At 58.6% G+C, this 20,185-nt stretch carries 21 protein-coding genes; 12 read left to right on the forward strand and 9 right to left on the reverse strand.

The window, feature by feature from the left end; translation table 11 throughout:
* Positions 1-81: 81 nt before the first annotated feature.
* Together purN and purM are read right to left on the reverse strand one after the other, a co-directional pair.
* Entirely contained in the window at positions 82-723 is a 642-nt protein-coding gene (gene purN / locus AC1M2H_RS07285) for a phosphoribosylglycinamide formyltransferase (RefSeq protein WP_480150853.1), read from the reverse strand.
* Positions 720-1,757: a phosphoribosylformylglycinamidine cyclo-ligase gene (purM, locus tag AC1M2H_RS07290; protein WP_480150854.1), complete on the reverse strand. Its 1,038-nt coding sequence runs from the start codon at positions 1,755-1,757 to the stop codon at positions 720-722. Before purM ends, purN begins: the two co-directional genes overlap by 4 nt.
* A 305-nt stretch (positions 1,758-2,062) precedes the next feature.
* Between purM and bglK the strand changes: the two genes are divergently transcribed.
* From bglK to AC1M2H_RS07315, 5 genes are all read left to right on the forward strand, one after another.
* Positions 2,063-2,914: a beta-glucoside kinase BglK gene (gene bglK, locus AC1M2H_RS07295; protein ID WP_480152320.1), complete on the forward strand. Its 852-nt coding sequence runs from the start codon at positions 2,063-2,065 to the stop codon at positions 2,912-2,914.
* A gap of 10 nt (positions 2,915-2,924) precedes the next feature.
* Complete coding sequence (locus tag AC1M2H_RS07300) at positions 2,925-4,355, forward strand: 6-phospho-beta-glucosidase (protein WP_480150856.1); 1,431 nt, start codon at positions 2,925-2,927, stop codon at positions 4,353-4,355.
* Positions 4,356-4,538: 183 nt separating this feature from the next.
* Positions 4,539-5,165 (forward strand): uracil phosphoribosyltransferase, encoded by a 627-nt coding sequence (gene upp, locus AC1M2H_RS07305; RefSeq protein ID WP_480150857.1) that lies wholly within the window; start codon positions 4,539-4,541, stop codon positions 5,163-5,165.
* A 95-nt stretch (positions 5,166-5,260) separates the two neighbouring features.
* Positions 5,261-6,559: a uracil permease gene (uraA, locus tag AC1M2H_RS07310; protein ID WP_480150858.1), complete on the forward strand. Its 1,299-nt coding sequence runs from the start codon at positions 5,261-5,263 to the stop codon at positions 6,557-6,559.
* A gap of 94 nt (positions 6,560-6,653) precedes the next feature.
* Positions 6,654-7,355 carry a DnaA inactivator Hda gene (locus AC1M2H_RS07315; protein WP_480151866.1) on the forward strand — a complete coding sequence of 234 codons (702 nt, stop codon included), beginning with the start codon at positions 6,654-6,656 and terminating at the stop codon, positions 7,353-7,355.
* A 45-nt stretch (positions 7,356-7,400) separates the two neighbouring features.
* Here the strand turns inward: AC1M2H_RS07315 and arsC are convergent, their stop codons facing one another.
* Positions 7,401-7,760 carry an arsenate reductase (glutaredoxin) gene (gene arsC, locus AC1M2H_RS07320; protein WP_480150859.1) on the reverse strand — a complete coding sequence of 120 codons (360 nt, stop codon included), beginning with the start codon at positions 7,758-7,760 and terminating at the stop codon, positions 7,401-7,403.
* 9 nt (positions 7,761-7,769) lie between these two features.
* Positions 7,770-9,233 carry a beta-barrel assembly-enhancing protease gene (gene bepA, locus AC1M2H_RS07325; RefSeq protein ID WP_480150860.1) on the reverse strand — a complete coding sequence of 488 codons (1,464 nt, stop codon included), beginning with the start codon at positions 9,231-9,233 and terminating at the stop codon, positions 7,770-7,772.
* Between the two features lie 225 nt (positions 9,234-9,458).
* Here bepA and AC1M2H_RS07330 point away from each other — a divergent pair, with 225 nt between their 5' ends.
* Positions 9,459-10,526: an AI-2E family transporter gene (locus AC1M2H_RS07330; RefSeq protein WP_480150861.1), complete on the forward strand. Its 1,068-nt coding sequence runs from the start codon at positions 9,459-9,461 to the stop codon at positions 10,524-10,526.
* Between the two features lie 80 nt (positions 10,527-10,606).
* Here AC1M2H_RS07330 and bcp read toward each other — a convergent pair whose 3' ends face one another.
* Positions 10,607-11,077, reverse strand: a complete 471-nt coding sequence (gene bcp / locus AC1M2H_RS07335; protein WP_480150862.1) for a thioredoxin-dependent thiol peroxidase — start codon at positions 11,075-11,077, stop codon at positions 10,607-10,609.
* 3 nt (positions 11,078-11,080) lie between these two features.
* The gene (locus AC1M2H_RS07340) at positions 11,081-11,650 is read right to left on the reverse strand and encodes a glycine cleavage system transcriptional repressor (protein ID WP_480150863.1); all 570 of its coding nucleotides are present in this window, start codon (positions 11,648-11,650) and stop codon (positions 11,081-11,083) included.
* Between the two features lie 153 nt (positions 11,651-11,803).
* Between AC1M2H_RS07340 and dapA the strand changes: the two genes are divergently transcribed.
* The 6 genes from dapA (at position 11,804) to ypfH (ending at position 18,339) form a co-directional block, all read left to right on the forward strand.
* Positions 11,804-12,682, forward strand: coding sequence for a 4-hydroxy-tetrahydrodipicolinate synthase (gene dapA, locus AC1M2H_RS07345; protein WP_480150864.1), 879 nt, complete (start codon positions 11,804-11,806; stop codon positions 12,680-12,682).
* Positions 12,683-12,698: 16 nt separating this feature from the next.
* Positions 12,699-13,733 carry an outer membrane protein assembly factor BamC gene (bamC, locus tag AC1M2H_RS07350; RefSeq protein WP_480150865.1) on the forward strand — a complete coding sequence of 345 codons (1,035 nt, stop codon included), beginning with the start codon at positions 12,699-12,701 and terminating at the stop codon, positions 13,731-13,733.
* Positions 13,734-13,842: 109 nt separating this feature from the next.
* Entirely contained in the window at positions 13,843-14,556 is a 714-nt protein-coding gene (gene purC, locus AC1M2H_RS07355; protein WP_095100368.1) for a phosphoribosylaminoimidazolesuccinocarboxamide synthase, read from the forward strand.
* A gap of 122 nt (positions 14,557-14,678) precedes the next feature.
* Positions 14,679-15,551 carry a KPN_02809 family neutral zinc metallopeptidase gene (ypfJ, locus tag AC1M2H_RS07360; protein ID WP_480150866.1) on the forward strand — a complete coding sequence of 291 codons (873 nt, stop codon included), beginning with the start codon at positions 14,679-14,681 and terminating at the stop codon, positions 15,549-15,551.
* A gap of 12 nt (positions 15,552-15,563) precedes the next feature.
* Positions 15,564-17,564 carry a tRNA(Met) cytidine acetyltransferase TmcA gene (locus AC1M2H_RS07365; RefSeq protein WP_480150867.1) on the forward strand — a complete coding sequence of 667 codons (2,001 nt, stop codon included), beginning with the start codon at positions 15,564-15,566 and terminating at the stop codon, positions 17,562-17,564.
* A gap of 76 nt (positions 17,565-17,640) precedes the next feature.
* Positions 17,641-18,339: an esterase gene (gene ypfH, locus AC1M2H_RS07370; RefSeq protein ID WP_480150868.1), complete on the forward strand. Its 699-nt coding sequence runs from the start codon at positions 17,641-17,643 to the stop codon at positions 18,337-18,339.
* A 63-nt stretch (positions 18,340-18,402) separates the two neighbouring features.
* Here the strand turns inward: ypfH and AC1M2H_RS07375 are convergent, their stop codons facing one another.
* From AC1M2H_RS07375 to AC1M2H_RS07385, 3 genes are read right to left on the reverse strand one after another with little or no spacing between them, the layout of a single operon-like run.
* Complete coding sequence (locus AC1M2H_RS07375; RefSeq protein ID WP_480150869.1) at positions 18,403-18,603, reverse strand: YpfN family protein; 201 nt, start codon at positions 18,601-18,603, stop codon at positions 18,403-18,405.
* A gap of 50 nt (positions 18,604-18,653) precedes the next feature.
* The gene (dapE, locus tag AC1M2H_RS07380) at positions 18,654-19,781 is read right to left on the reverse strand and encodes a succinyl-diaminopimelate desuccinylase (RefSeq protein ID WP_480150870.1); all 1,128 of its coding nucleotides are present in this window, start codon (positions 19,779-19,781) and stop codon (positions 18,654-18,656) included.
* A gap of 3 nt (positions 19,782-19,784) precedes the next feature.
* On the reverse strand, positions 19,785-20,141 hold the full coding sequence (locus tag AC1M2H_RS07385; protein WP_480150871.1) for an ArsC family reductase: 357 nt from the start codon (positions 20,139-20,141) through the stop codon (positions 19,785-19,787).
* Between the last annotated feature and the right edge of the window lie 44 nt (positions 20,142-20,185).

Here is a 20,185-nt window from a genome sequence, read left to right on the forward strand (position 1 = left end):
TCGCCGGGGGAGCTGACGCGGATAAACGGCGGTAGCGATGGCAAAAAAAACGCCTCTGGCGGATGCTAGAGGCGCTATCGATTACTCTTCTGCCGCATATCCCTGCGGTGGCAGAGGGGCGTCGTCAAGCCAGGCCTGACTCCCCTCCATGCGAAGACGACCGTCGACAAACCAGCTGACGACGAGCGGGTAAATGGCGTGTTCCTGCGCCTGCACGCGGGCGGTAACGTCATCTTCGCTATCGCCAGCGAAAACCGGCACTTTGGCCTGCAGAATGACCGGTCCGCCGTCCAGCTCATCGGTGACGAAATGCACCGAGGTGCCGTGCTCCTCATCGCCGTTTTCCAGCACCTGGCGATGGGTATGCAGCCCGGGGTATTTAGGCAGCAGGGAAGGGTGGATATTCAGCAGCCGCCCCTGGTAGTGGGCGACAAACGCCGGGCTAAGAATGCGCATGTAGCCCGCAAGGACCACCAGATCCGGCGCGTAGGCGTCGATCTCGTGCATCAGCTCGCGATCGAACGCTTCGCGGTTGGCGAACTGGCTGGCGGTGAGCGCATGGGTCGGGATACCGGCCTCACGCGCGCGTTCAAGGCCGAAGGCATCGGCCTTGTTGCTGAATACCGCCCGTAGGGTGCCGCCGATCTGTTTCCGCGCGCAGGCGTCAATTATTGCCTGCAGATTACTGCCGCTACCGGAAATCAGCACCACGATGTTTTTCATTCAATGACCACACGCTGTTCGGAATCAGAGGCTTTGATATAGCCTATTTTCCACGCGTTTTCACCTTTTTCGTGCAGCAGGGCGATGGCGTTATCGGCGGCTTCCGGCGGCAGCGCGATGACCATGCCGACGCCGCAGTTAAAGGTCCGATACATCTCGTGGCTGCTGACGTTACCGGCAGTTTGCAGCCATTTGAAGACTTCCGGCCACTGCCAGGAGGACTCGTCGATCACCGCCTGGGTGTTATCCGGCAGAACGCGCGGGATATTTTCCCAGAAGCCGCCGCCGGTCAGGTGCGCAATGGCGTGAACTTCGACGTTAGCGATCAGGTCCAGCACCGATTTGACGTAGATGCGGGTCGGCGCCAGCAGATGGTCGGCCAGGGATGCGCCGTTCAGGTCGGTGGTCTGCGGGTCGACGCCGCTGACTTCAATAATTTTACGCACCAGCGAGTAGCCGTTGGAGTGCGGGCCGCTGGAGCCCAGCGCGACCAGCACGTCGCCGTCGGCAACTTTGCTGCCGTCGATAATTTCTGATTTTTCTACAACCCCGACGCAGAAGCCCGCGACGTCGTAATCATCGCCATGGTACATGCCGGGCATTTCCGCCGTTTCGCCGCCCACCAGCGCGCAGCCCGACTGCAGGCAGCCTTCGGCGATCCCGCTGATGACGCTGGCCGCCGTGTCGACATCCAGTTTGCCGGTAGCATAGTAGTCGAGGAAGAAGAGCGGCTCGGCGCCCTGAACCACCAGGTCGTTTACGCACATAGCAACCAGGTCGATACCGATAGTGTCGTGACGCTTGAGGTCCATTGCCAGACGCAGCTTGGTGCCGACGCCGTCAGTGCCGGAGACCAGTACCGGCTCGCGGTATTTCTGCGGCAATGCGCACAGTGCGCCGAATCCGCCCAGTCCACCCATCACTTCCGGGCGGCGGGTTTTCTTCACCACACCCTTAATACGGTCGACGAGAGCGTTGCCTGCATCAATATCTACGCCGGCATCTTTATAGCTGAGAGAGGTTTTATCGGTCACTGCGAAGTCTCCACACATTTGCGGTAGCAAGAAAAATCGGCGCAATTCTAACAGGGATAGCAAACGTTTGCGAGCCTGCTTTGCAGTCGGCGTTAATCGGCGGCGAGATGGACAAATTTGATACTGTTCACGAAAATGAAACCGGGTACATTCTTGTGCTTGCCTCCGCGCGCCAGAATGATCATCATGCCACTGAAACCGGTTTCTTTTTTTATTTAAGCGAGCCGAATGACGGTACTGAGGGGCTTCTGGAGGGGGGCAGAGTGATAATTGCCGCATTTGATATTGGTGGCACGGCGCTGAAAATGGGCACCGTAGCCAGCTCCGGCGAGCTGCTGGAGAAGGGCAAGCAGCCGATTCGCGACAGCGACGGGGAGCAAATTTTGCAGGCCATGCTGGCGTGGATTGCCGCGCATCCGGAGTGCGAAGGCGTGGCGATCGGTGCACCCGGCTACGTTAATCCGCACATCGGCTATATCGAAATGGGCGGCGCTATCCGTAGATTCGATAATTTCGCCATCAAAACCTGGCTTGAACAACGGACCCGACTTCCCGTCGCCATTGAAAATGACGCCAACTGCGTCCTGTTGGCCGAACGCTGGCTGGGCAAGGCCGCCAATATGAGCGATTTTCTGGTCCTGACGATCGGCACCGGCATCGGCGGCGCGATCTTCTGTAATAACCGGCTGGTGCACGGCGCCAGCTTTCGCGCCGGCGAATTTGGCTATATGCAAACCCAGCGTCCCGGCACCCGCGACGTTCGTCGCTACTCCATGAATGAGAATTGCACCCTGCGCATCTTGCGCCAGCGCTACGCCGACCATTTTGGCAAAACGCTGGAAGAGGTGACCGGGGAAGAGATATTCGATTGCTACGACAGGGGCGATGCGGCCTGCCATCGGCTGGTGGCCGAATTCTTTAACGGTCTCGGAACCGGCCTTTATAACCTCGTCAACGTGTTCGATCCGCAGACCATCCTCATCGGCGGCGGCATCGTGGACCGCCCGGGCTTTTTGCCGCTGCTGCGTGAACATCTGGCCTGGTTCGGCATTGCCGACTATATCGACACCGTCAGCCACGGCAACGACGCCGGGCTGATTGGCGCCGTTTACCATTTCAATCAGCAATACCGGTCGCCGACGGGCGATCGCGCATAAGGAAGGGAACATGTCTGGATTTAAAGAGGGTTTTCTGTGGGGCGGCGCGGTTGCGGCGCATCAGCTGGAAGGGGGCTGGCAGGAGGGCGGCAAAGGCGCGAGCGTTGCCGACGTGATGACCGCCGGCGCCCACGGCGTGGCGCGTGAAATTACCGACGGCGTGCTGGCGGGTAAAAATTACCCTAATCATGAGGCGATTGATTTCTATCATCGCTATAAAGATGACATTCAGCTGTTTGCCGAAATGGGCTTCAAATGCTTCCGTACCTCTATCGCCTGGACGCGTATTTTCCCGCTGGGCGACGAGCTGGAGCCGAATGAGGCCGGGCTGCAGTTCTATGACGATCTGTTCGATGAGTGCCTGAAGCACGGAATTGAGCCGGTGATTACGCTCTCCCACTTTGAGATGCCTTATCACCTTGTTCGCGAATATGGCGGCTGGCGCAACCGTAAGCTGATTGATTTCTTCGTGCGCTTTGCGCAGGTGGTATTAAACCGCTATCAGCATAAAGTGAAGTACTGGATGACCTTTAACGAGATCAACAACCAGGCAAACTTCCACGAAGACTTTGCGCCGTTCACCAACTCGGGACTGAAGTTCCAGCCGGGAGAGGATCGCGAGCCGGTGATGTATCAGGCCGCGCATTACGAGCTGGTCGCCAGCGCGCTGGCGGTGAAAGCCGCGCGGGTGATTAACCCGGCGCTGCAGGTCGGCTGTATGATTGCGATGTGCCCGATTTATCCGCTCTCCTGCGCGCCTGATGACATGATGATGGCGATGAACGCCATGCACCGCCGCTACTGGTTCACCGACGTTCACGTGCGCGGTAAGTATCCTCAGCATCTGCTCAACTACTTTGCGCGCCGCGGCTTTGCGCTGGATATCACCGACGAAGATCGCGCGGCGTTGAGCGAAGGCTGCGTCGACTATATTGGCTTCAGCTACTATATGTCGTTCGCTACCAAGGCCACCGAGGATAATCCGCTGCTGGATTATGATGAGACGAAGAGCCTAGTCTCCAACCCGTACGTGCAGAAATCGGACTGGGGCTGGCAGATTGACCCGGTTGGGCTGCGCTACTCCCTGAACTGGTTCTGGGATCACTATCAGCTGCCGTTGTTTATTGTCGAAAACGGCTTTGGCGCCATCGACGTGCGCGAAGCCGACGGTACGGTAGACGACCAGTACCGCATTGATTATCTCTCCGCGCATATCGCGGAAATGAAAAAAGCGGTCGTTGAGGACGGCGTTGACCTGATGGGCTATACCCCATGGGGCTGTATCGATCTGGTCTCCGCCGGAACCGGCGAGATGAAAAAGCGCTACGGTTTTATCTACGTCGATAAAGATAATGAAGGCAACGGCACCCTGGCCCGCAGCCGCAAGAAATCTTTTGCATGGTATCAGCAGGTTATCGGCAGCAATGGCGAAAAGCTTTAAACCGGCCTGAAGCCCCCGTGAAACCCCGCCTGCGCGGGGTTTTTTTATTTTGATTTATACTGGCTCAGGCAGCGCAAAGCATTTTGGTTGATCCCGGTCAAACATATCGGCTATGGCGCAAATGAGAAAAAGCGGTATAATCCCGCGATTTTTTTTGTGGCTGCCCCTCAGAGGAGAAAGAGAATGAAGATTGTGGAAGTGAAACACCCACTCGTCAAACACAAGCTGGGCCTGATGCGCGAGCACGACATCAGCACCAAACGCTTCCGTGAACTCGCCTCAGAGGTTGGTAGCTTACTAACTTATGAAGCCACCGCCGACCTGGCGACCGAAAGGGTCACCATCGAAGGCTGGAATGGCCCGGTTGAAGTTGAGCAGATCAAAGGTAAGAAAATTACCGTTGTGCCTATTCTGCGCGCCGGCCTCGGCATGATGGAAGGCGTTCTGGAACACGTCCCCAGCGCGCGCATCAGCGTCGTTGGGATCTACCGCAATGAAGAAACCCTCGAGCCGGTGCCTTACTTCCAGAAGCTGGTATCCAATATCGACGAACGCATGGCGCTGGTGGTTGACCCGATGCTGGCAACCGGCGGTTCGATGATCGCCACCATTGACCTGCTGAAAAAAGCGGGCTGCTCCAGCATCAAGGTGCTGGTGCTGGTTGCCGCTCCGGAAGGGATTGCCGCGTTGGAGAAAGCGCACCCGGACGTTGAGTTGTACACCGCGTCCATTGACCAGGGCCTCAACGAGCACGGATATATTATTCCCGGGCTCGGCGACGCCGGCGATAAGATTTTTGGTACTAAATAATTGCAGCATTAATAAGAAGCCGACTTTAAGAGTCGGCTTTTTTTTGAATAAAACACGCCAACAGCAACCCATAACGACACTCAGAGGAAAACACTATGACGCGCCGCGCAATCGGGGTGAGTGAAAGACCGCCGCTTTTACAGACAATCCCGCTAAGTCTGCAACATCTGTTCGCTATGTTTGGCGCAACGGTGTTGGTGCCAGTCCTGTTTCATATCAACCCGGCTACCGTTCTGCTGTTTAACGGTATCGGCACGTTGCTGTACCTGTTTATCTGCAAGGGCAAAATCCCGGCCTATCTGGGATCGAGCTTTGCGTTTATCTCCCCGGTTCTGCTGCTGCTCCCGCTGGGCTATGAGGTCGCGCTGGGCGGCTTTATTATGTGCGGTGTGCTGTTCTGCATCGTCTCTTTTATTGTTAAAAAGGCCGGCACCGGCTGGCTGGACGTGATGTTCCCGCCAGCGGCCATGGGGGCTATCGTCGCGGTTATCGGCCTTGAGCTGGCCGGCGTGGCGGCGAATATGGCCGGCCTGCTGCCCGCTGACGGCCAGTCTCCCGATAGCAAAACCATTATTATCTCGATGGTGACGCTGGCGGTGACGGTCTTCGGTTCGGTGCTGTTCCGCGGTTTCATGGCCATCATCCCGATTCTTATCGGCGTGCTGGTGGGCTACGCGCTCTCTTTCGTGATGGGCGTGGTCGACACTACGCCGATCGCCGAGGCGCACTGGTTTGCGCTGCCGACCTTCTACACCCCGCGCTTTGAGTGGTTTGCGATTTTCACCATCCTGCCCGCCGCGCTGGTGGTGATTGCCGAGCACGTGGGGCATCTGGTGGTGACGGCGAATATCGTTAAAAAGGATCTGATTCGCGATCCCGGCCTGCACCGCTCGATGTTTGCCAACGGCCTGTCGACGATAATCTCCGGCTTCTTTGGCTCGACGCCCAACACCACCTACGGCGAAAACATTGGCGTGATGGCGATTACCCGCGTCTACAGTACCTGGGTGATCGGCGGCGCGGCGATTATCGCCATTCTGCTCTCCTGCGTCGGCAAGCTGGCGGCGGCCATCCAGATCATCCCGCTGCCGGTAATGGGCGGCGTATCGCTGCTGCTGTACGGGGTGATCGGCGCATCCGGTATCCGCGTGCTGATTGAATCTAAGGTCGATTACAACAAGGCGCAGAACCTGATTCTGACCTCGGTGATTTTGATCATCGGCGTCAGCGGCGCCAAGGTACACATCGGCGCGGCGGAGCTGAAAGGCATGGCGCTGGCCACTATCGTCGGCGTCGCCCTGAGCCTGATCTTCAAGTTAATCAGCGTCCTGCGCCCGGAAGAGGTGGTTCTCGACGCCGCCGATGCGGTTGCGGAAACCGAGGCAAAACGCTGATCCACCGGCCGGGCGGCGATCCCGCCCGGTTCTCTCCCGGCAGACTTCGTGCTAAACTCTTGGCGTTTTTCTGTCAGTCTATGATGAGGTCCATCTGAACGCACCGGCACAGCTCTCCCTGCCACTGTACCTTCCTGACGATGAAACTTTTGCGAGTTTTTGGTCGGGCGGTAATCCCTCTCTTCTCGCTGCCCTACAGAACGTTCTGCGGCAGGAGCACAGCGGGTACATCTATATCTGGTCGCGCGAAGGCGCGGGGCGCAGCCATCTGCTGCATGCCGCCTGCGCGGAGCTTTCCCAGCGCGGTGATGCGGTGGGCTACGTGCCGCTGGATAAGCGCACGTGGTTTGTTCCGGAAGTGCTGGAGGGGATGGAGCAGCTGTCGTTGGTTTGTATCGATAACATCGAATGCGCGGCCGGCGACGAGCCGTGGGAGATGGCGATCTTCAATCTTTACAACCGGATCCTCGAATCGGGTAAAACCCGTCTGCTGATCACCGGTGATAGCCCTCCGCGCCAGCTCAATCTTGGCCTCGCGGATTTGGCATCGCGACTCGACTGGGGACAAATCTACAAGCTGCAGCCGTTATCCGATGAAGATAAGCTGCAGGCGCTACAGCTGCGCGCGCGGCTGCGCGGGTTTGAGATGCCGGAAGACGTCTGCCGCTTCCTGCTTAAGCGCCTCGATCGCGAAATGCGCTCGCTGTTTATGACGCTCGATCAGCTCGATCGCGCTTCTATTACCGCCCAGCGTAAGCTGACCATTCCCTTCGTTAAAGAGATCCTCAAGCTCTAGCGAGCCCAGAGGAGGCCGCGCCATCGTGACGATGGCGCATCTTGCTTAATTCACGATTTCCAGCACCTGCTCCGGCGGCCGGCCGATTCGCGCCTCGCCGTGGCTGACGACGATAGGGCGTTCAATCAGCTTCGGGTTGTCGACCATCGCCTGGATCAGCGCATCCTCGCTGAGCTGAGGGTCGGCAAGTTCTAATGACTTATACAGATCTTCCTTCTGGCGCATCAGCTCGCGGGCGCTCGCCATACCCAGCATTTTCAGCAGCTGGCGCAGCGTCGCCGCATCCGGCGGCGTCTCCAGATAGAGCACCACTTCCGGGTCGATACCGTTAGCCTTCAGCAGGCTGAGGGTGTCGCGGCTCTTGGAACAGCGGGGGTTATGGTAGATTTTTACCGCGTCAGACATGACGTCTCCTTACATTTTTTGATATGGGCGGAACCGTTCCTGCAGCTGGCGCAGCTGATCGATGCGCGCATCGTAGCGGGCCTGCTGCAGACTGCCCAGCTTCACCTGCGAACTGGCGCTGCTGAGCAGCGAAATTGCCTGCGTAAGCTGGCCGACCAGCGCCATGCCTTCCGCGCGGGCCGCCAGCTCCTGATCGCGATGGCCGAGGGCCGCTTCCGCCTGCGCCAGCAGGTCCCAGCCGTTGCTATCGTCCTTATTATTAAAGGTGTAGCGGTTAAGGATATTCGCCGCGTCGGCCGGCTGGCCGCCCTGCAGGTAGGCGTTGGCGAGGTTCAGCTGCAGTACCGGATTGGTGCGGATCTCGCGGGCGTTCTTCAGCCGGTTAATCGCATCGGCCGTTTTCTTCTGGCCAAGGTCAATATCGGTTGCCAGATCGAGATACCAGGCATTTTGCGGATCCGCGCTCAGCAGGGGCTGCAGGGTTTTACGCGCCAGATCGTAGTTATTGCTGCCCATCGCCAGCAGGGCGCGGCCATACTGGGCGGCGTGCTGCTCGCGGATATTGCCTTTCGCCCACGCGTTCAGCAAATCATCGCCGAGCTTGTTGTCTCCGGTGTTATACATTCCCAGCGTTCGCGCCTTGGCCATATAAAAATCGGCCGATGATTGCACCACCACCGGACGCATCTGGTTCGCGCGGTTGCGGGCGTCAGAAAGGCGGCTTTCCGGCAGCGGGTGGGTGAGCAGCATTTCCGGCGGCCGGGTGGAGTAGCGCGACTGGTCGAGCAGCTTGCTCATAAACGCCGGCATGGCCTGCGGATCGAACCCGGAGCGCTGCAGCACCTGAATCCCGATGCGGTCGGCCTCTTCTTCATTCTGGCGAGTAAAGCTGATCAGCCCCTGCTGGGTGCCGGCCAGCGTGCCGGTGAGCGCGGCCATACCGGCCTGCGGGCTGGCCATCGCCAGCAGAATCGAGCCCAGCGCGCCGACCCAGGTCAGGGGGGCGTTGCGCTTTTGGTCTTCCATCGCGCGCGCGAGGTGGCGCTGGGTAACGTGCGAAATTTCGTGCGCCATGACTGACGCCAGCTCGCTCTCCGTATCCGCGTAGCGGAACAGGGCCGAGTGCAGTACAACGTTGCCGCCAAAGAAGGCGAAGGCGTTAATCTCGTCGTTATTAATCAGGTAGAAGTGGAAGGGAGTTCGCACCGAGTTGGCGTGCGCAACCAGGCGCATACCTAAGCCGTTAACGTACTGTACCAGCAGCGGGTCGTTAATTAGCGGAGCGCTGCCGCGGAGCTGGCGGACGTAGTAATCCCCCATCTGCATCTCCTGACCGATGGAGAGCGTGCTTCCTGCTGAGGTACCCATATCAGGCAGGGTATCTGCGGAGTCAGCAAAAGCAGGTAAAATCGAACCCAGCGTCAGCGACGTTATCACGGTTGCCACCAGCGTTTTCTTTAACTGCCTGAACATAACCTCTGTCCTGTGTATGTGGGTGTGCCAGTTTGACCGGTAGGGCGGCGTAATGTTCCATTTCCGCGCGTCCTGCGAGTTTAGCTGTGGTTGGCGCCGTTGAAAATATGATATTGCCGCGGGAGGTCATGTTTGTGGTTTTGCTAATAAAAAGCGAAGTCTTTTTTGTGACATTTAGATACACTTCCTCGGGTTGTTGCGGTTTTACGCTTCAGGGAAGGGTTTATGCTTGAGTTGTTAATACAGTGGTACCGCCGGCGGTTCAGCGATCCGGAGGCGATAGCGCTGCTGGTTATCTTGCTGGCTGGATTCGGCATTATGTTCTTTTTCAGCGGTCTGCTGGCGCCGCTGCTGGTGGCTATTGTGTTGGCCTATCTGCTGGAGTGGCCGACCGTCAGGCTCGAGCGCGTGGGGCTGTCGCGTACCTGGGCGACGTCGATCGTGCTGATACTGTTTGTCGGTATTTTGCTGCTGATGGCCTTCGTGGTGATGCCCGTCGCCTGGCAGCAGGGCATCTATCTGATCCGCGATATGCCGGGCATGCTGAATAAGCTCTCCGATTTTGCCGCCACCGTGCCGCGCCGCTATCCGGCGCTGATGGACGCCGGGATCATCGACGCGATGGCGGAAAATATGCGTAGCCGCATGCTGACCGTCGGCGATTCGGTGGTGAAATACTCCCTGGCCTCGCTGGTGGGCCTGTTGACCCTGGCGGTCTATCTGGTGCTGGTGCCGCTGATGGTTTTCTTCCTGCTGAAAGACAAAGAGCAGATGCTCAACGCCGTACGCCGCTTGCTGCCGCGTAACCGCGGGCTGGCAGGGCAGGTGTGGAAGGAGATGAATCAGCAGATCACCAACTACATTCGCGGTAAGGTGCTGGAGATGATAGTCGTCGGCGTCGCGACGTGGATCGGCTTTATTCTCTTCGGACTCAACTATTCGCTGCTGCTGGCGGTGCTGGTCGGCTTGTCGGTGCTGATCCCCTACATCGGCGCTTTCGTGGTCACCATCCCGGTGGTGGGCGTGGCGCTGTTCCAGTTCGGCGCGGGCACCGAGTTCTGGAGCCTGTTTGCGGTCTATCTGATTATCCAGGGGCTGGACGGTAACCTGCTGGTGCCGGTGCTGTTCTCAGAGGCGGTTAACCTGCATCCGCTGGTGATTATCCTGTCGGTGGTGATTTTTGGCGGGCTGTGGGGGTTCTGGGGCGTATTTTTTGCCATCCCGCTGGCGACGCTAATCAAGGCGGTGGTGCACGCCTGGCCGGACGGACTGGTGGTAGAAGACGATAAATAGCGCGACGGCTTAACCAACGAAAGCGCTAAAACGGACGCCGGGTCAGTGAAGTGCCCCGGCGTCCCGCGTTCAATAAAACGTTAACCGTTTTCTTTCAGCCAGTTCAGCACCACGTCGTGGTGATTGCTGGTTTTGAAGTTATCAAACACGTGTTCAACTTTGCCATCGGTATCAATCAGGAAACTAATACGGTGAATGCCGTCGTAGGTTTTCCCCATAAACGTTTTTTCGCCCCAGATACCAAACTGCTCGCAAACCTGATGGTTTTCATCAGACAGCAGCGTGAAGTTCAGCAGCTCTTTTTCGGCGAAACGGGAGAGTTTTTCTGGTTTATCCGTACTGATGCCCAGAACCTCAACGCCCGCTTTCTTTAAGTCGTCCATATTATCGCGCAGGCCGCAGGCCTGGACGGTACAGCCTGGGGTCATGGCTTTCGGGTAAAAATAAACCAGAACACGCTGTCCCTGGAAGTCGGTCAAATTTACTTCCTCGCCGTCCTGGTCTGGTAAGCTAAATTTCGGTGCAATATCACCGGCTTTCAGTGGATTCATTACTCAAACTCCATCCTGTTCATCATGCTGTGAATAATTAACGATATTAATACTGCCTTGTGCGTTCAGTTCTGTACATAGGGCTTTGAACGCTTGTTCGATATTTGATGCATTTTGCGTAGCGGGACTGTGCGCCGTTATCTGGATGAACAGCTGGGCTGAATCGTCATCGCCGCCGATCCGGGTACGAGAAACCAGCTCGGCGATGTTCATATTCCACGCGTCAAACAGGGCGGTGAAGCGCTCGATAATATGCGGCGAGTCCGGTACCTCAACCTGGACCCAAACGGTGTTCGGCATGGCCTGAGGCGGGCGAGCGGTTGTCCGTTTCATCACGATCAGCAGATCCAGCTCGGCGCCTTTCAGCGGTAAGGTCGATTCAATCAGGTTAATCGCGTTCCACGTCCCGGAAAGCAGCATGATAAACGTAAATTCGTCACCGAGCATGGCCAGCCGGCTGTCTTCGATATTACAGCCGCAGCTGCTGACGTGGCGGGTGATCGTATTCACGATGCCGGGACGGTCAGCGCCCAAAGCGGTAATAACCAGATAGTGTTGTAATGAGGCGGTCAAACCTGTTCTTCCTTTAAAAAGGTGAGGTAACATTAGGAAAGCATAAAAAAAACCGGCATACAACATCCCTGAAGGCCTCGGGTCTCTTGCTTTTATTACGGCACCAAACGTAACATTGAAAATCTTGTCGCACTTCTGCTCTGAGGATGGCCCATGTTCACGGGAAGTATTGTAGCGCTTGTCACGCCGATGGATGAAAACGGTAACGTCTGCCGGACAAGCCTGAAAAAACTGATTGATTACCATGTCGCCAGCGGAACCTCGGCGATCGTTTCGGTAGGGACTACCGGTGAGTCCGCGACGTTGAGCCATGAAGAGCATGGCGACGTTGTGATGATGACGCTAGAGCTTGCCGACGGGCGTATCCCGGTTATCGCGGGGACCGGTGCAAATGCAACCGCAGAGGCGATCAGCCTGACCCAGCGCTTCAACGGCAGCGGAATTGTTGGCTGCCTGACGGTAACCCCTTATTACAACCGTCCGACCCAGGAAGGCCTGTTCCAACACTTTAAAGCCATCGCAGAACACACCGACCTGCCACAAATCCTGTATAATGTGCCGTCCCGTACCGGCTGCGATATGCTACCGGAAACCGTCGGTCGCCTGGCGGAAGTAAAAAATATTATCGGTGTTAAGGAAGCGACGGGGAACTTAAGTCGCGTTCATCAGATCAAAGAGCTGGTTTCAGACGACTTTATTCTGCTGAGCGGCGATGACGCTACCGGAATGGACTTTATGCAGCTGGGTGGTCATGGCGTGATTTCCGTCACCGCAAACGCTGCGGCGCGTGAAATGGCGGACATGTGCCGACTGGCTCTGGCGGGTCAATTCGCCGAAGCGCGGGCGATCAACCAGCGTCTGATGCCATTGCATACAAAATTATTTGTCGAACCCAACCCTATCCCTGTGAAATGGGCATGCAAGGCGTTGGGTCTTGTGGCGACCGATACGCTGCGCCTGCCGATGACGCCGATTACCGAAGACGGTAAGAAGGCGGTAACCGCAGCGCTGAAGCATGCCGGTCTGCTGTAAAGTTTAGGGAGATTTGATGGCTTACTCAGTACAGAAGTCGCGCCTGGCGAAGGTTGCGGGTGTTTCATTGGTCCTGCTTCTTGCGGCCTGTAGTTCGGATTCGCGCTACAAGCGTCAGGTTAGCGGCGACGAGTCTTACCTGCAAGCAACGCCGCTCAGCGAGCTTCACGCGCCTGCGGGGATGATTCTACCGGTTCAGGTTGGCGATTATAATATTCCGGTTGCGACCAGCGCCGGCGCGGTGGGTAAAGCTCTGGACATTCGTCCACCGGCTCAGCCTTTGGCCCTGGTCAACGGCGCACGCACTCAGTTTAATGGCGACACTTCGACGCTGATGGTGGAAAACGGCCGCAGCGGTTCGCTGTGGGCGCAGGTCACCAGCATTCTGCAGTCAAAAAACTACGTCATCACCAAACGTGACGATGCCAGCCAGACGCTGAACACCGACTGGGTGGAGTGGAATCGCCTCGATGAAGACCAGCAGTACCGCGGTCGCTATCAAATCTCAGTTAAACCGCAGGGCTATCAGCAGGCGGTGGTGGTGAAGCTGGTTAACCTCGAGCAGGCCGGGAAACCGGTATCCGATCCGGCATCGCTGCAGCGCTACAGCACCACGATGCTGAACGTCATTTCCGAAGGTCTGGACATGAACGCCACCAATGCGCAGAACGCGGCGCAGAAAAATGCCGGCGCGACCTTCGATGTGCAGAGCGCCGCCGATGATACCGGTCTGCCGATGCTGGTCGTCCGCGCGCCGTTTAACCTGGTGTGGCAACGTCTGCCGGGCGCGCTGGAAAAAGCGGGCATGAAGGTGACCGACAGCACGCGCTCTCAGGGCAGCATGGCGCTGACCTACAAGCCGCTGTCTGACAGCAGCTGGCAGGAGCTGGGTGCTCACGATCCGCAGCTGGTTTCAGGTGACTACAAGCTGCAGGTCGGCGATCTTGATAACCGCAGCAGCCTGCAGTTCATCGACCCGAAAGGCCATACGCTGACCCAGTCGCAGAACGATGCGCTGGTTTCCGTATTCCAGGCCGCATTCGGTAAGTAATAAACAGGGCTGGAGCAATCCGGCCCTTTTTTCTGTATAGTGACGCAAACGTGTGCGTCGGCAGAAAAACGCAATTTTTATCGTCTATATCTTCACTGGAGTGACAAAGATGAACAAGCAAGCTGAGTTGTATCGTGGTAAAGCGAAAACCGTTTACAGCACCGAGAACCCGGATCTGCTGATACTCGAGTTCCGTAACGATACTTCAGCAGGGGATGGCGCGCGCATCGAACAGTTCGACCGTAAGGGAATGGTGAATAACAAGTTCAACCATTTCATTATGAGCAAGCTGGAAGAGGCTGGCATTCCGACCCAGATGGAAGCGCTACTTTCTGACACCGAGTGCCTGGTGAAAAAGCTGGAGATGGTTCCGGTTGAGTGCGTAGTCCGCAACCGTGCGGCCGGCTCTCTGGTTAAGCGTCTGGGCATCGAAGAAGGTATTGAGCTGAACCCGCCGCTGTTTGACCTGTTTCTGAAAAACGACGCGATGCACGACCCGATGGTCAACGAGTCCTACTGCGAAACCTTCGGCTGGGTGAATAAAAAGAACCTCGCCCGCATGCAGGAGCTGACCTTCAAAGCTAACGACGTGCTGAAAAAGCTGTTTGACGATGCGGGCCTGATCCTCGTCGACTTCAAGCTGGAGTTTGGCCTGTTTAAAGGCGAAGTGGTGCTGGGCGACGAGTTCTCGCCGGACGGCAGCCGCCTGTGGGATAAAAATACCCTCGATAAAATGGACAAAGACCGCTTCCGCCAGAGCCTCGGCGGCCTGATTGAGGCCTACGAAGAAGTGGCCCATCGCCTTGGCGTTAAGCTCGACTAATCCTCCCTTCGCCAGAAGGTAGCTCTACCTTCTGGCGCTCTTCTTGTTGTTTCCAGTGGTAATCCTGCGCCGAACCGCCTACGATCTCTCATATTCGAGAACTTGATGGATTGAGGTAGCCTATGCGCTGGCAAGGACGTCGCGAAAGCGACAATGTAGAAGATCGACGTAATGATTCCGGTTCGCCCCTCGGCGGAGGCGGCGGTGGCTTCCGTCTTCCCAGCGGGAAGGGCGGTATCGTCCTGCTGATTATCGTACTGGTGGCGGGCTATTACGGCGTGGATTTGACCGGCATGCTGACCGGAGAGCCCATGTCACAGCAGCAAACCACCACCCAACGCTCCATCAGCCCGCAGGAAGAGCAGGCGGCGAAGTTTACGAAAGTGATTCTTGCCGATACCGAAGATACCTGGGGCGCTATCTTCCAAAAAATGGGCCGTCAGTACCCGCAGCCCAAGCTGGTGCTCTATCGCGGCGCGACGCGAACCGGCTGCGGTACCGGCCAGTCGGTGATGGGGCCGTTCTACTGCCCGGCCGATAGCACGGTCTACATCGATCTCTCGTTCTACGATGAGATGAAAAGCAAACTCGGCGCGGACGGCGACTTTGCTCAGGCCTACGTGATTGCGCACGAGGTCGGGCACCACGTGCAGAAGCTGCTGGGCATTGAATCCAGGGTGCGCCAGCTGCAGCAGCACGCGTCGCAGGCGGAAGTTAACCGCCTGTCGGTGAAAATGGAGCTGCAGGCCGACTGCTTTGCCGGCGTCTGGGGCCACAGCATGCAGAACCAGGACGTGCTGGAAACCGGCGATTTGCAGGAGGCGCTGAATGCCGCGGAGGCCATTGGCGACGATCGCCTGCAGCAGCAAAGCCAGGGGCGCGTCGTCCCGGACAGCTTTACCCACGGCACCTCCCAGCAGCGCTATACCTGGTTTAAGCGCGGTTTTGACAGCGGAGATCCAGCGCAGTGCAATACGTTCGGTAATGCGCTGTAACCGCCGTCGTAGATGGAAGACATCCTTAACCTGACGGCCCGGATGGCGCAGCAGGGTATTCGTCGCCTGCTGGTGCTCAGCGGTGATGAGGCGTGGTGCTTACAGCAGGCGCTGGCGCTGCGGGAACGGCTGGCCGGGGATGGCCTGTGGGTCGGGCCGCAGCCCGTCGTCGAGCCCTGCACCGCACCCGGTGCGCTGAAGTCTCTGCTCGGACGTGAATATTTCCATGCTTTTTTTGATGCCCGCAGCGGCTTCGACGTGGCGGCGTTTGCCGCTCTCTGCGGCACGCTGCGCGCCGGAAGCTGGCTGGTGCTGCTGGTCCCCCCTTTTGCGCGCTGGCCGGCACAGCCCGATGCGGATTCGCTGCGCTGGAGCGATGCGCCGGAAGCCATCCCAACCCCCAACTTTGCGCAGCGCTTTTGCCGGCTGGCCGCCGCGGCTAAAGAGGCGCTGGTCTGGCGGCAGGGGGAGCCGCCTCGCCTGCCGGATGCTGTCCCCCGGCCCTCGTGGCATGCCGCCGACGGCCATCCTCAGGCGGAACAGGCTGCTGTCCTTGCCGAGCTGGCCGTTTTCCCTCCCGGCATTGCCGCGGTAACCGCCGAGCGCGGACGGGGAAAATCGGCGCTGGCGGGAATGCTGATCCGCCAGCTGAGAGGCGATGCGATCGTGACCGCCCCCGCGCGCGGCGCCACGGACGTTATCGCGGCGTTCGCCGGGGAAGATTTCCGCTTTATGGCCCCTGACGCGCTGCTGGCCTCCGAGGCTAAGGCCGGGTGGCTGATCGTTGACGAAGCGGCCGCCATTCCCGGGCCGCTGCTGCGCCGGCTGGTGGCGCGTTTCCCGCGCACGCTGCTGACCACCACCGTACAGGGATATGAAGGGACCGGCCGCGGCTTTCTGCTTAAGTTTTGTTCGGGCTTCACGCAGCTGCGCCAGTTCAGCCTCTCTGCGCCCGTTCGTTGGGCGCCGGGCTGCCCGCTGGAGGCGTTGGTAGATGAATTGCTGTTGTTTGGCGATGAGGCCTTTATGCATCCACCTCAGGGTCAGGCGGTGCTGGAAACGCCTGACCAGGCCAGCTGGCAGCGCCAGCCGGCCCTGCCGGAGGCGATGTATCAGCTCCTTTCCGGCGCCCACTATCGTACGTCGCCGCTGGATTTACGCCGAATGATGGACGCTCCCGGGCAGCGGTTTATCTGCGCGCGTGCCGGGAGCCGCGTCGCCGGGGCGCTGTGGCTGGTGGAGGAGGGCGGTCTTACTGCCGATCTCAGCCAGGCGGTGTGGGCCGGATACCGCCGTCCGCGTGGCAATCTGGTGGCCCAGTCGCTGGCGGCCCACGGCGGCGCTCCGCAGGCCGCTACGCTGGTAGCGAGACGAATTAGCCGCATTGCCGTGCATCCATCGCGCCAGCGTGAAGGATTAGGTCAGGCGTTGGTGGCGAAAGCCGCGGCCGTGGCCGAGGGCCTTGATTATCTCTCGGTGAGCTTTGGCTATACCGCCGAGCTCTGGCGCTTCTGGCAGCGCTGCGGTTTTACCTTGGTGCGCCTCGGCACGCACCGTGAAGCGAGCAGCGGCTGCTATACGGCGATGGCGCTGTATCCGCTATCCCCCGCCGGCCGCCGCCTGCAGCAACAGGAGCTGGCGCGGCTGCAGCGCGACGAGTATTGGCTGCGCGAATGGCGGGAGGAGGCGCTGCCGCTGCCGGTTGTCGAGGCTGCTATGCTGACGGAAGAGGACTGGCTCGAGGCCGCCGGTTTTGCTTTTGCCCACCGCCCGCTGCTGGCGACGATCGGCTGCCTGAACCGCCTGCTGCTGCGGGTCGATCTGCCGCTTCCGGCTCTGCGCGCCCGCCTGCGGCGACAGGATGAGGCCGAACTCTGCGCTTCTCTGCGGCTGCCCGGACGCAGGGCGCTGCTGGCAAAGCTGCGCGAGGAGGCGGGGCAGGCGCTATTCAGCCTGGATGCGGCCCGCACCGATGCGCTGCGCCAGCGGGTTGAGCTGCTGCAATTTTTTTAACTAACTCATTCAGTTAAATGTCATGGTCATATTTTATCGACGGCGTACACTGCCCGCGTAGACTAAGGAGAAAGCCATGAAACACGATCATTTTATTGTTCAAAATCCCGTGACACCTGCCCAACAGCTGCTGTTGCTGTTTCATGGCGTCGGTGATAATCCGGTTGCCATGGGGCAAATCGGCAGCCTGTTCGCGCCGCAGTTCCCGGATGCGCTGATTGTCAGCATCGGCGGCGCTGAGCCGTGCGGCCCGGCGCCCGGCCGCCAGTGGTTCTCCGTGCAGGGGGTGACCGAGGAGAACCGACAGGCGCGTATTGACGCCATCATGCCGACCTTTATTGAGACCGTGCGCTACTGGCAGAAGCAGAGCGGCGTGCCTGCGCAGGCAACGGCGCTGATTGGCTTCTCGCAGGGGGCGATTATGTCGCTGGAGAGCATTAAGGCCGAGCCGGGACTGGCCTCGCGGGTGATCGCCTTTAACGGGCGCTACGCCACCCTGCCGCAGTCGGCGACCACGGCGACCACCGTGCATCTGATCCACGGCGGCGAGGATCGGGTTATCGATCTGGCGTGGGCCGTTTCGGCGCAGGAGGCGCTGGTGCAGGCCGGCGGCGACGTGACGCTCGATATCGTTGAGGATTTGGGACACGCGATTGACGATCGCAGCATGCAGTTTGCGCTCGAACGCCTGCGCTATACCGTACCGAAGCACTATTTTGACGAAGCGTTAAGCGGCAGCACGCCGAAAGATGACGATATTATCGAACTGCTGTAATCAGGCGCTATCCGGCAGATCCCCCGGCGACGTGACGTTCACCGGGGAGATCGCGCAGAGAAGCTACTTCTTCGACGGGCCGTTCTTCGGCCAGTCGTCGTCATCATCCCACTTATCGTTGCAATCACGATGGGGGGGAAGATCCGGCTTATTGGCGAGAAACTTTTTGTGGTCGACGCGATTAAGGTCCTTAATCACGTTAATAATGACGCCCACTAAAAAGACTAACACCAGAATCCACCAGTATTTACTTAGCCATTCCATGCTGCTTCCTCTTTTATACCCGTCATCGTTCAGGGTATCTGTCGATGTTGTCAGGCAACCAGCTGTTCCATGATCCGTTGATACATCCGCGCCAGCAGCTGCAGGTCAGCGGCGTTCACGCACTCGTTAATTTTATGGATCGTGGCATTCACCGGCCCGAGTTCAACCACCTGGGCTCCCATGCGGGCGATAAACCGCCCGTCGGAGGTGCCGCCGTTGGTCAACAGCTGCGGCTTGATCTCATTATAGTGCTCAATGGCATTCACCACCGCTTCAACCAGCTTGCCGCGGCCGGTCAGGAACGGCTGGCCGGAGAGCCACCAGTCGAGGGTGTAACGCAGCTGGTATTTTTCCAGCAGCGCCACAACCCGGGCTTTGATCATCTCGTCGGTCAGCTCGGTGCTGAAGCGGAAGTTGAACTGAACGAACATGTCGCCCGGAATGACGTTATTGCTGCCGGTTCCCGCCCTGACGTTGGCAATCTGCATGCTGGTCGGCGGGAAGAACTCGTTGCCTTTGTCCCATTCGATGCTCACCAGTTCGCTGAGCATCGGCGCGGCGCGGTGCACCGGATTATCCGCCAGATGGGGATAGGCGACGTGGCCCTGCACGCCGTGGATGGTTAAATTGCAGGTTAGCGAGCCGCGGCGGCCGTTCTTCACCACGTCCCCGACCACTTCGGTACTGGAGGGCTCGCCCACCAGGCAGTAATCGAGGCGCTCTTTGCGGGCCATCAGGGCTTCGACGACTTTCACCGTGCCGTTGTGGGCGCTGGCTTCTTCATCCGAGGTGATCAAAAAGGCCAGACGACCTTTATGGTTCGGGTACTGGGCGACGAAGCGCTCGGCGGCGACCACCATCGCGGCCAGCGAGCCTTTCATGTCCGCCGCGCCGCGGCCAAACAGCATGCCATCGCGAATAGTCGGTTCAAACGGCGGGTTAATCCACCGGTCAGCGTCGCCCGCCGGAACAACATCGGTATGGCCGGCGAAGGCCAGAGTTTCGCCGTGTCCGCGCCAGGCCCAGAAATTTTGGGTATCGCCGAAATCCATCGGTTCCACGGTAAAACCAATCGCCCGCAGACGTTCAATCATTAACGCCTGACATCCCGCATCATCGGGGCTGAGGGAAGGGCGGCGAATAAGCTGCTGAGCCAGCTCAATGACCGGGCAAGACATAGACTATACCTCGTTAACAAGCTTCTTATAAGTGAGTTCACTGAAGCCCAGCAGCATAGGCTGACCGGGCGCGCAGAGCAATGGGCGTTTGATGATCGCCGGCATTTCGAGCATCAGTCCAGCGGCGGCATCAGCGCTATCGATACGCGAGCGAACCGCTTCGTCCAGCTTACGCCAGGTGGTGCCGCGGGTGTTGAGCAGCGCTTCCCAGCCCAGTTCGGCAATAAACGTGTTGAGTAGCTCGCGATCCAGACCATCGGCGCGATAATCGTGGAAGCGGTATTCAATCTGGTTAGCCTCCAGCCAGCGGCGGGCCTTTTTAATGGTGTCGCAGTTTTTTATCCCGTACATGGTCAGCATAATTAACCCTTTTCGTTTACCGTGAATTAAGCGATTTTCTCAGC

The sequence above is a fragment of the Klebsiella sp. F11 genome (genome assembly GCF_056712265.1).

Excerpts from the sequence above, each read along its gene's own strand:
- purN (WP_480150853.1), bottom strand. The coding sequence starts at position 723 with ATGAAAAACATCGTGGTGCTGATTTCCGGTAGCGGCAGTAATCTGCAG.
- bglK (WP_480152320.1), top strand. The coding sequence starts at position 2,063 with ATGGGCACCGTAGCCAGCTCCGGCGAGCTGCTGGAGAAGGGCAAGCAG.
- AC1M2H_RS07300 (WP_480150856.1), top strand. The coding sequence starts at position 2,925 with ATGTCTGGATTTAAAGAGGGTTTTCTGTGGGGCGGCGCGGTTGCGGCG.
- upp (WP_480150857.1), top strand. The coding sequence starts at position 4,539 with ATGAAGATTGTGGAAGTGAAACACCCACTCGTCAAACACAAGCTGGGC.
- uraA (WP_480150858.1), top strand. The coding sequence starts at position 5,261 with ATGACGCGCCGCGCAATCGGGGTGAGTGAAAGACCGCCGCTTTTACAG.
- arsC (WP_480150859.1), bottom strand. The coding sequence starts at position 7,760 with ATGTCTGACGCGGTAAAAATCTACCATAACCCCCGCTGTTCCAAGAGC.
- bepA (WP_480150860.1), bottom strand. The coding sequence starts at position 9,233 with ATGTTCAGGCAGTTAAAGAAAACGCTGGTGGCAACCGTGATAACGTCG.
- AC1M2H_RS07330 (WP_480150861.1), top strand. The coding sequence starts at position 9,459 with ATGCTTGAGTTGTTAATACAGTGGTACCGCCGGCGGTTCAGCGATCCG.
- bcp (WP_480150862.1), bottom strand. The coding sequence starts at position 11,077 with ATGAATCCACTGAAAGCCGGTGATATTGCACCGAAATTTAGCTTACCA.
- dapA (WP_480150864.1), top strand. The coding sequence starts at position 11,804 with ATGTTCACGGGAAGTATTGTAGCGCTTGTCACGCCGATGGATGAAAAC.
- bamC (WP_480150865.1), top strand. The coding sequence starts at position 12,699 with ATGGCTTACTCAGTACAGAAGTCGCGCCTGGCGAAGGTTGCGGGTGTT.
- purC (WP_095100368.1), top strand. The coding sequence starts at position 13,843 with ATGAACAAGCAAGCTGAGTTGTATCGTGGTAAAGCGAAAACCGTTTAC.
- ypfJ (WP_480150866.1), top strand. The coding sequence starts at position 14,679 with ATGCGCTGGCAAGGACGTCGCGAAAGCGACAATGTAGAAGATCGACGT.
- AC1M2H_RS07365 (WP_480150867.1), top strand. The coding sequence starts at position 15,564 with ATGGAAGACATCCTTAACCTGACGGCCCGGATGGCGCAGCAGGGTATT.
- ypfH (WP_480150868.1), top strand. The coding sequence starts at position 17,641 with ATGAAACACGATCATTTTATTGTTCAAAATCCCGTGACACCTGCCCAA.
- AC1M2H_RS07375 (WP_480150869.1), bottom strand. The coding sequence starts at position 18,603 with ATGGAATGGCTAAGTAAATACTGGTGGATTCTGGTGTTAGTCTTTTTA.
- dapE (WP_480150870.1), bottom strand. The coding sequence starts at position 19,781 with ATGTCTTGCCCGGTCATTGAGCTGGCTCAGCAGCTTATTCGCCGCCCT.
- AC1M2H_RS07385 (WP_480150871.1), bottom strand. The coding sequence starts at position 20,141 with ATGCTGACCATGTACGGGATAAAAAACTGCGACACCATTAAAAAGGCC.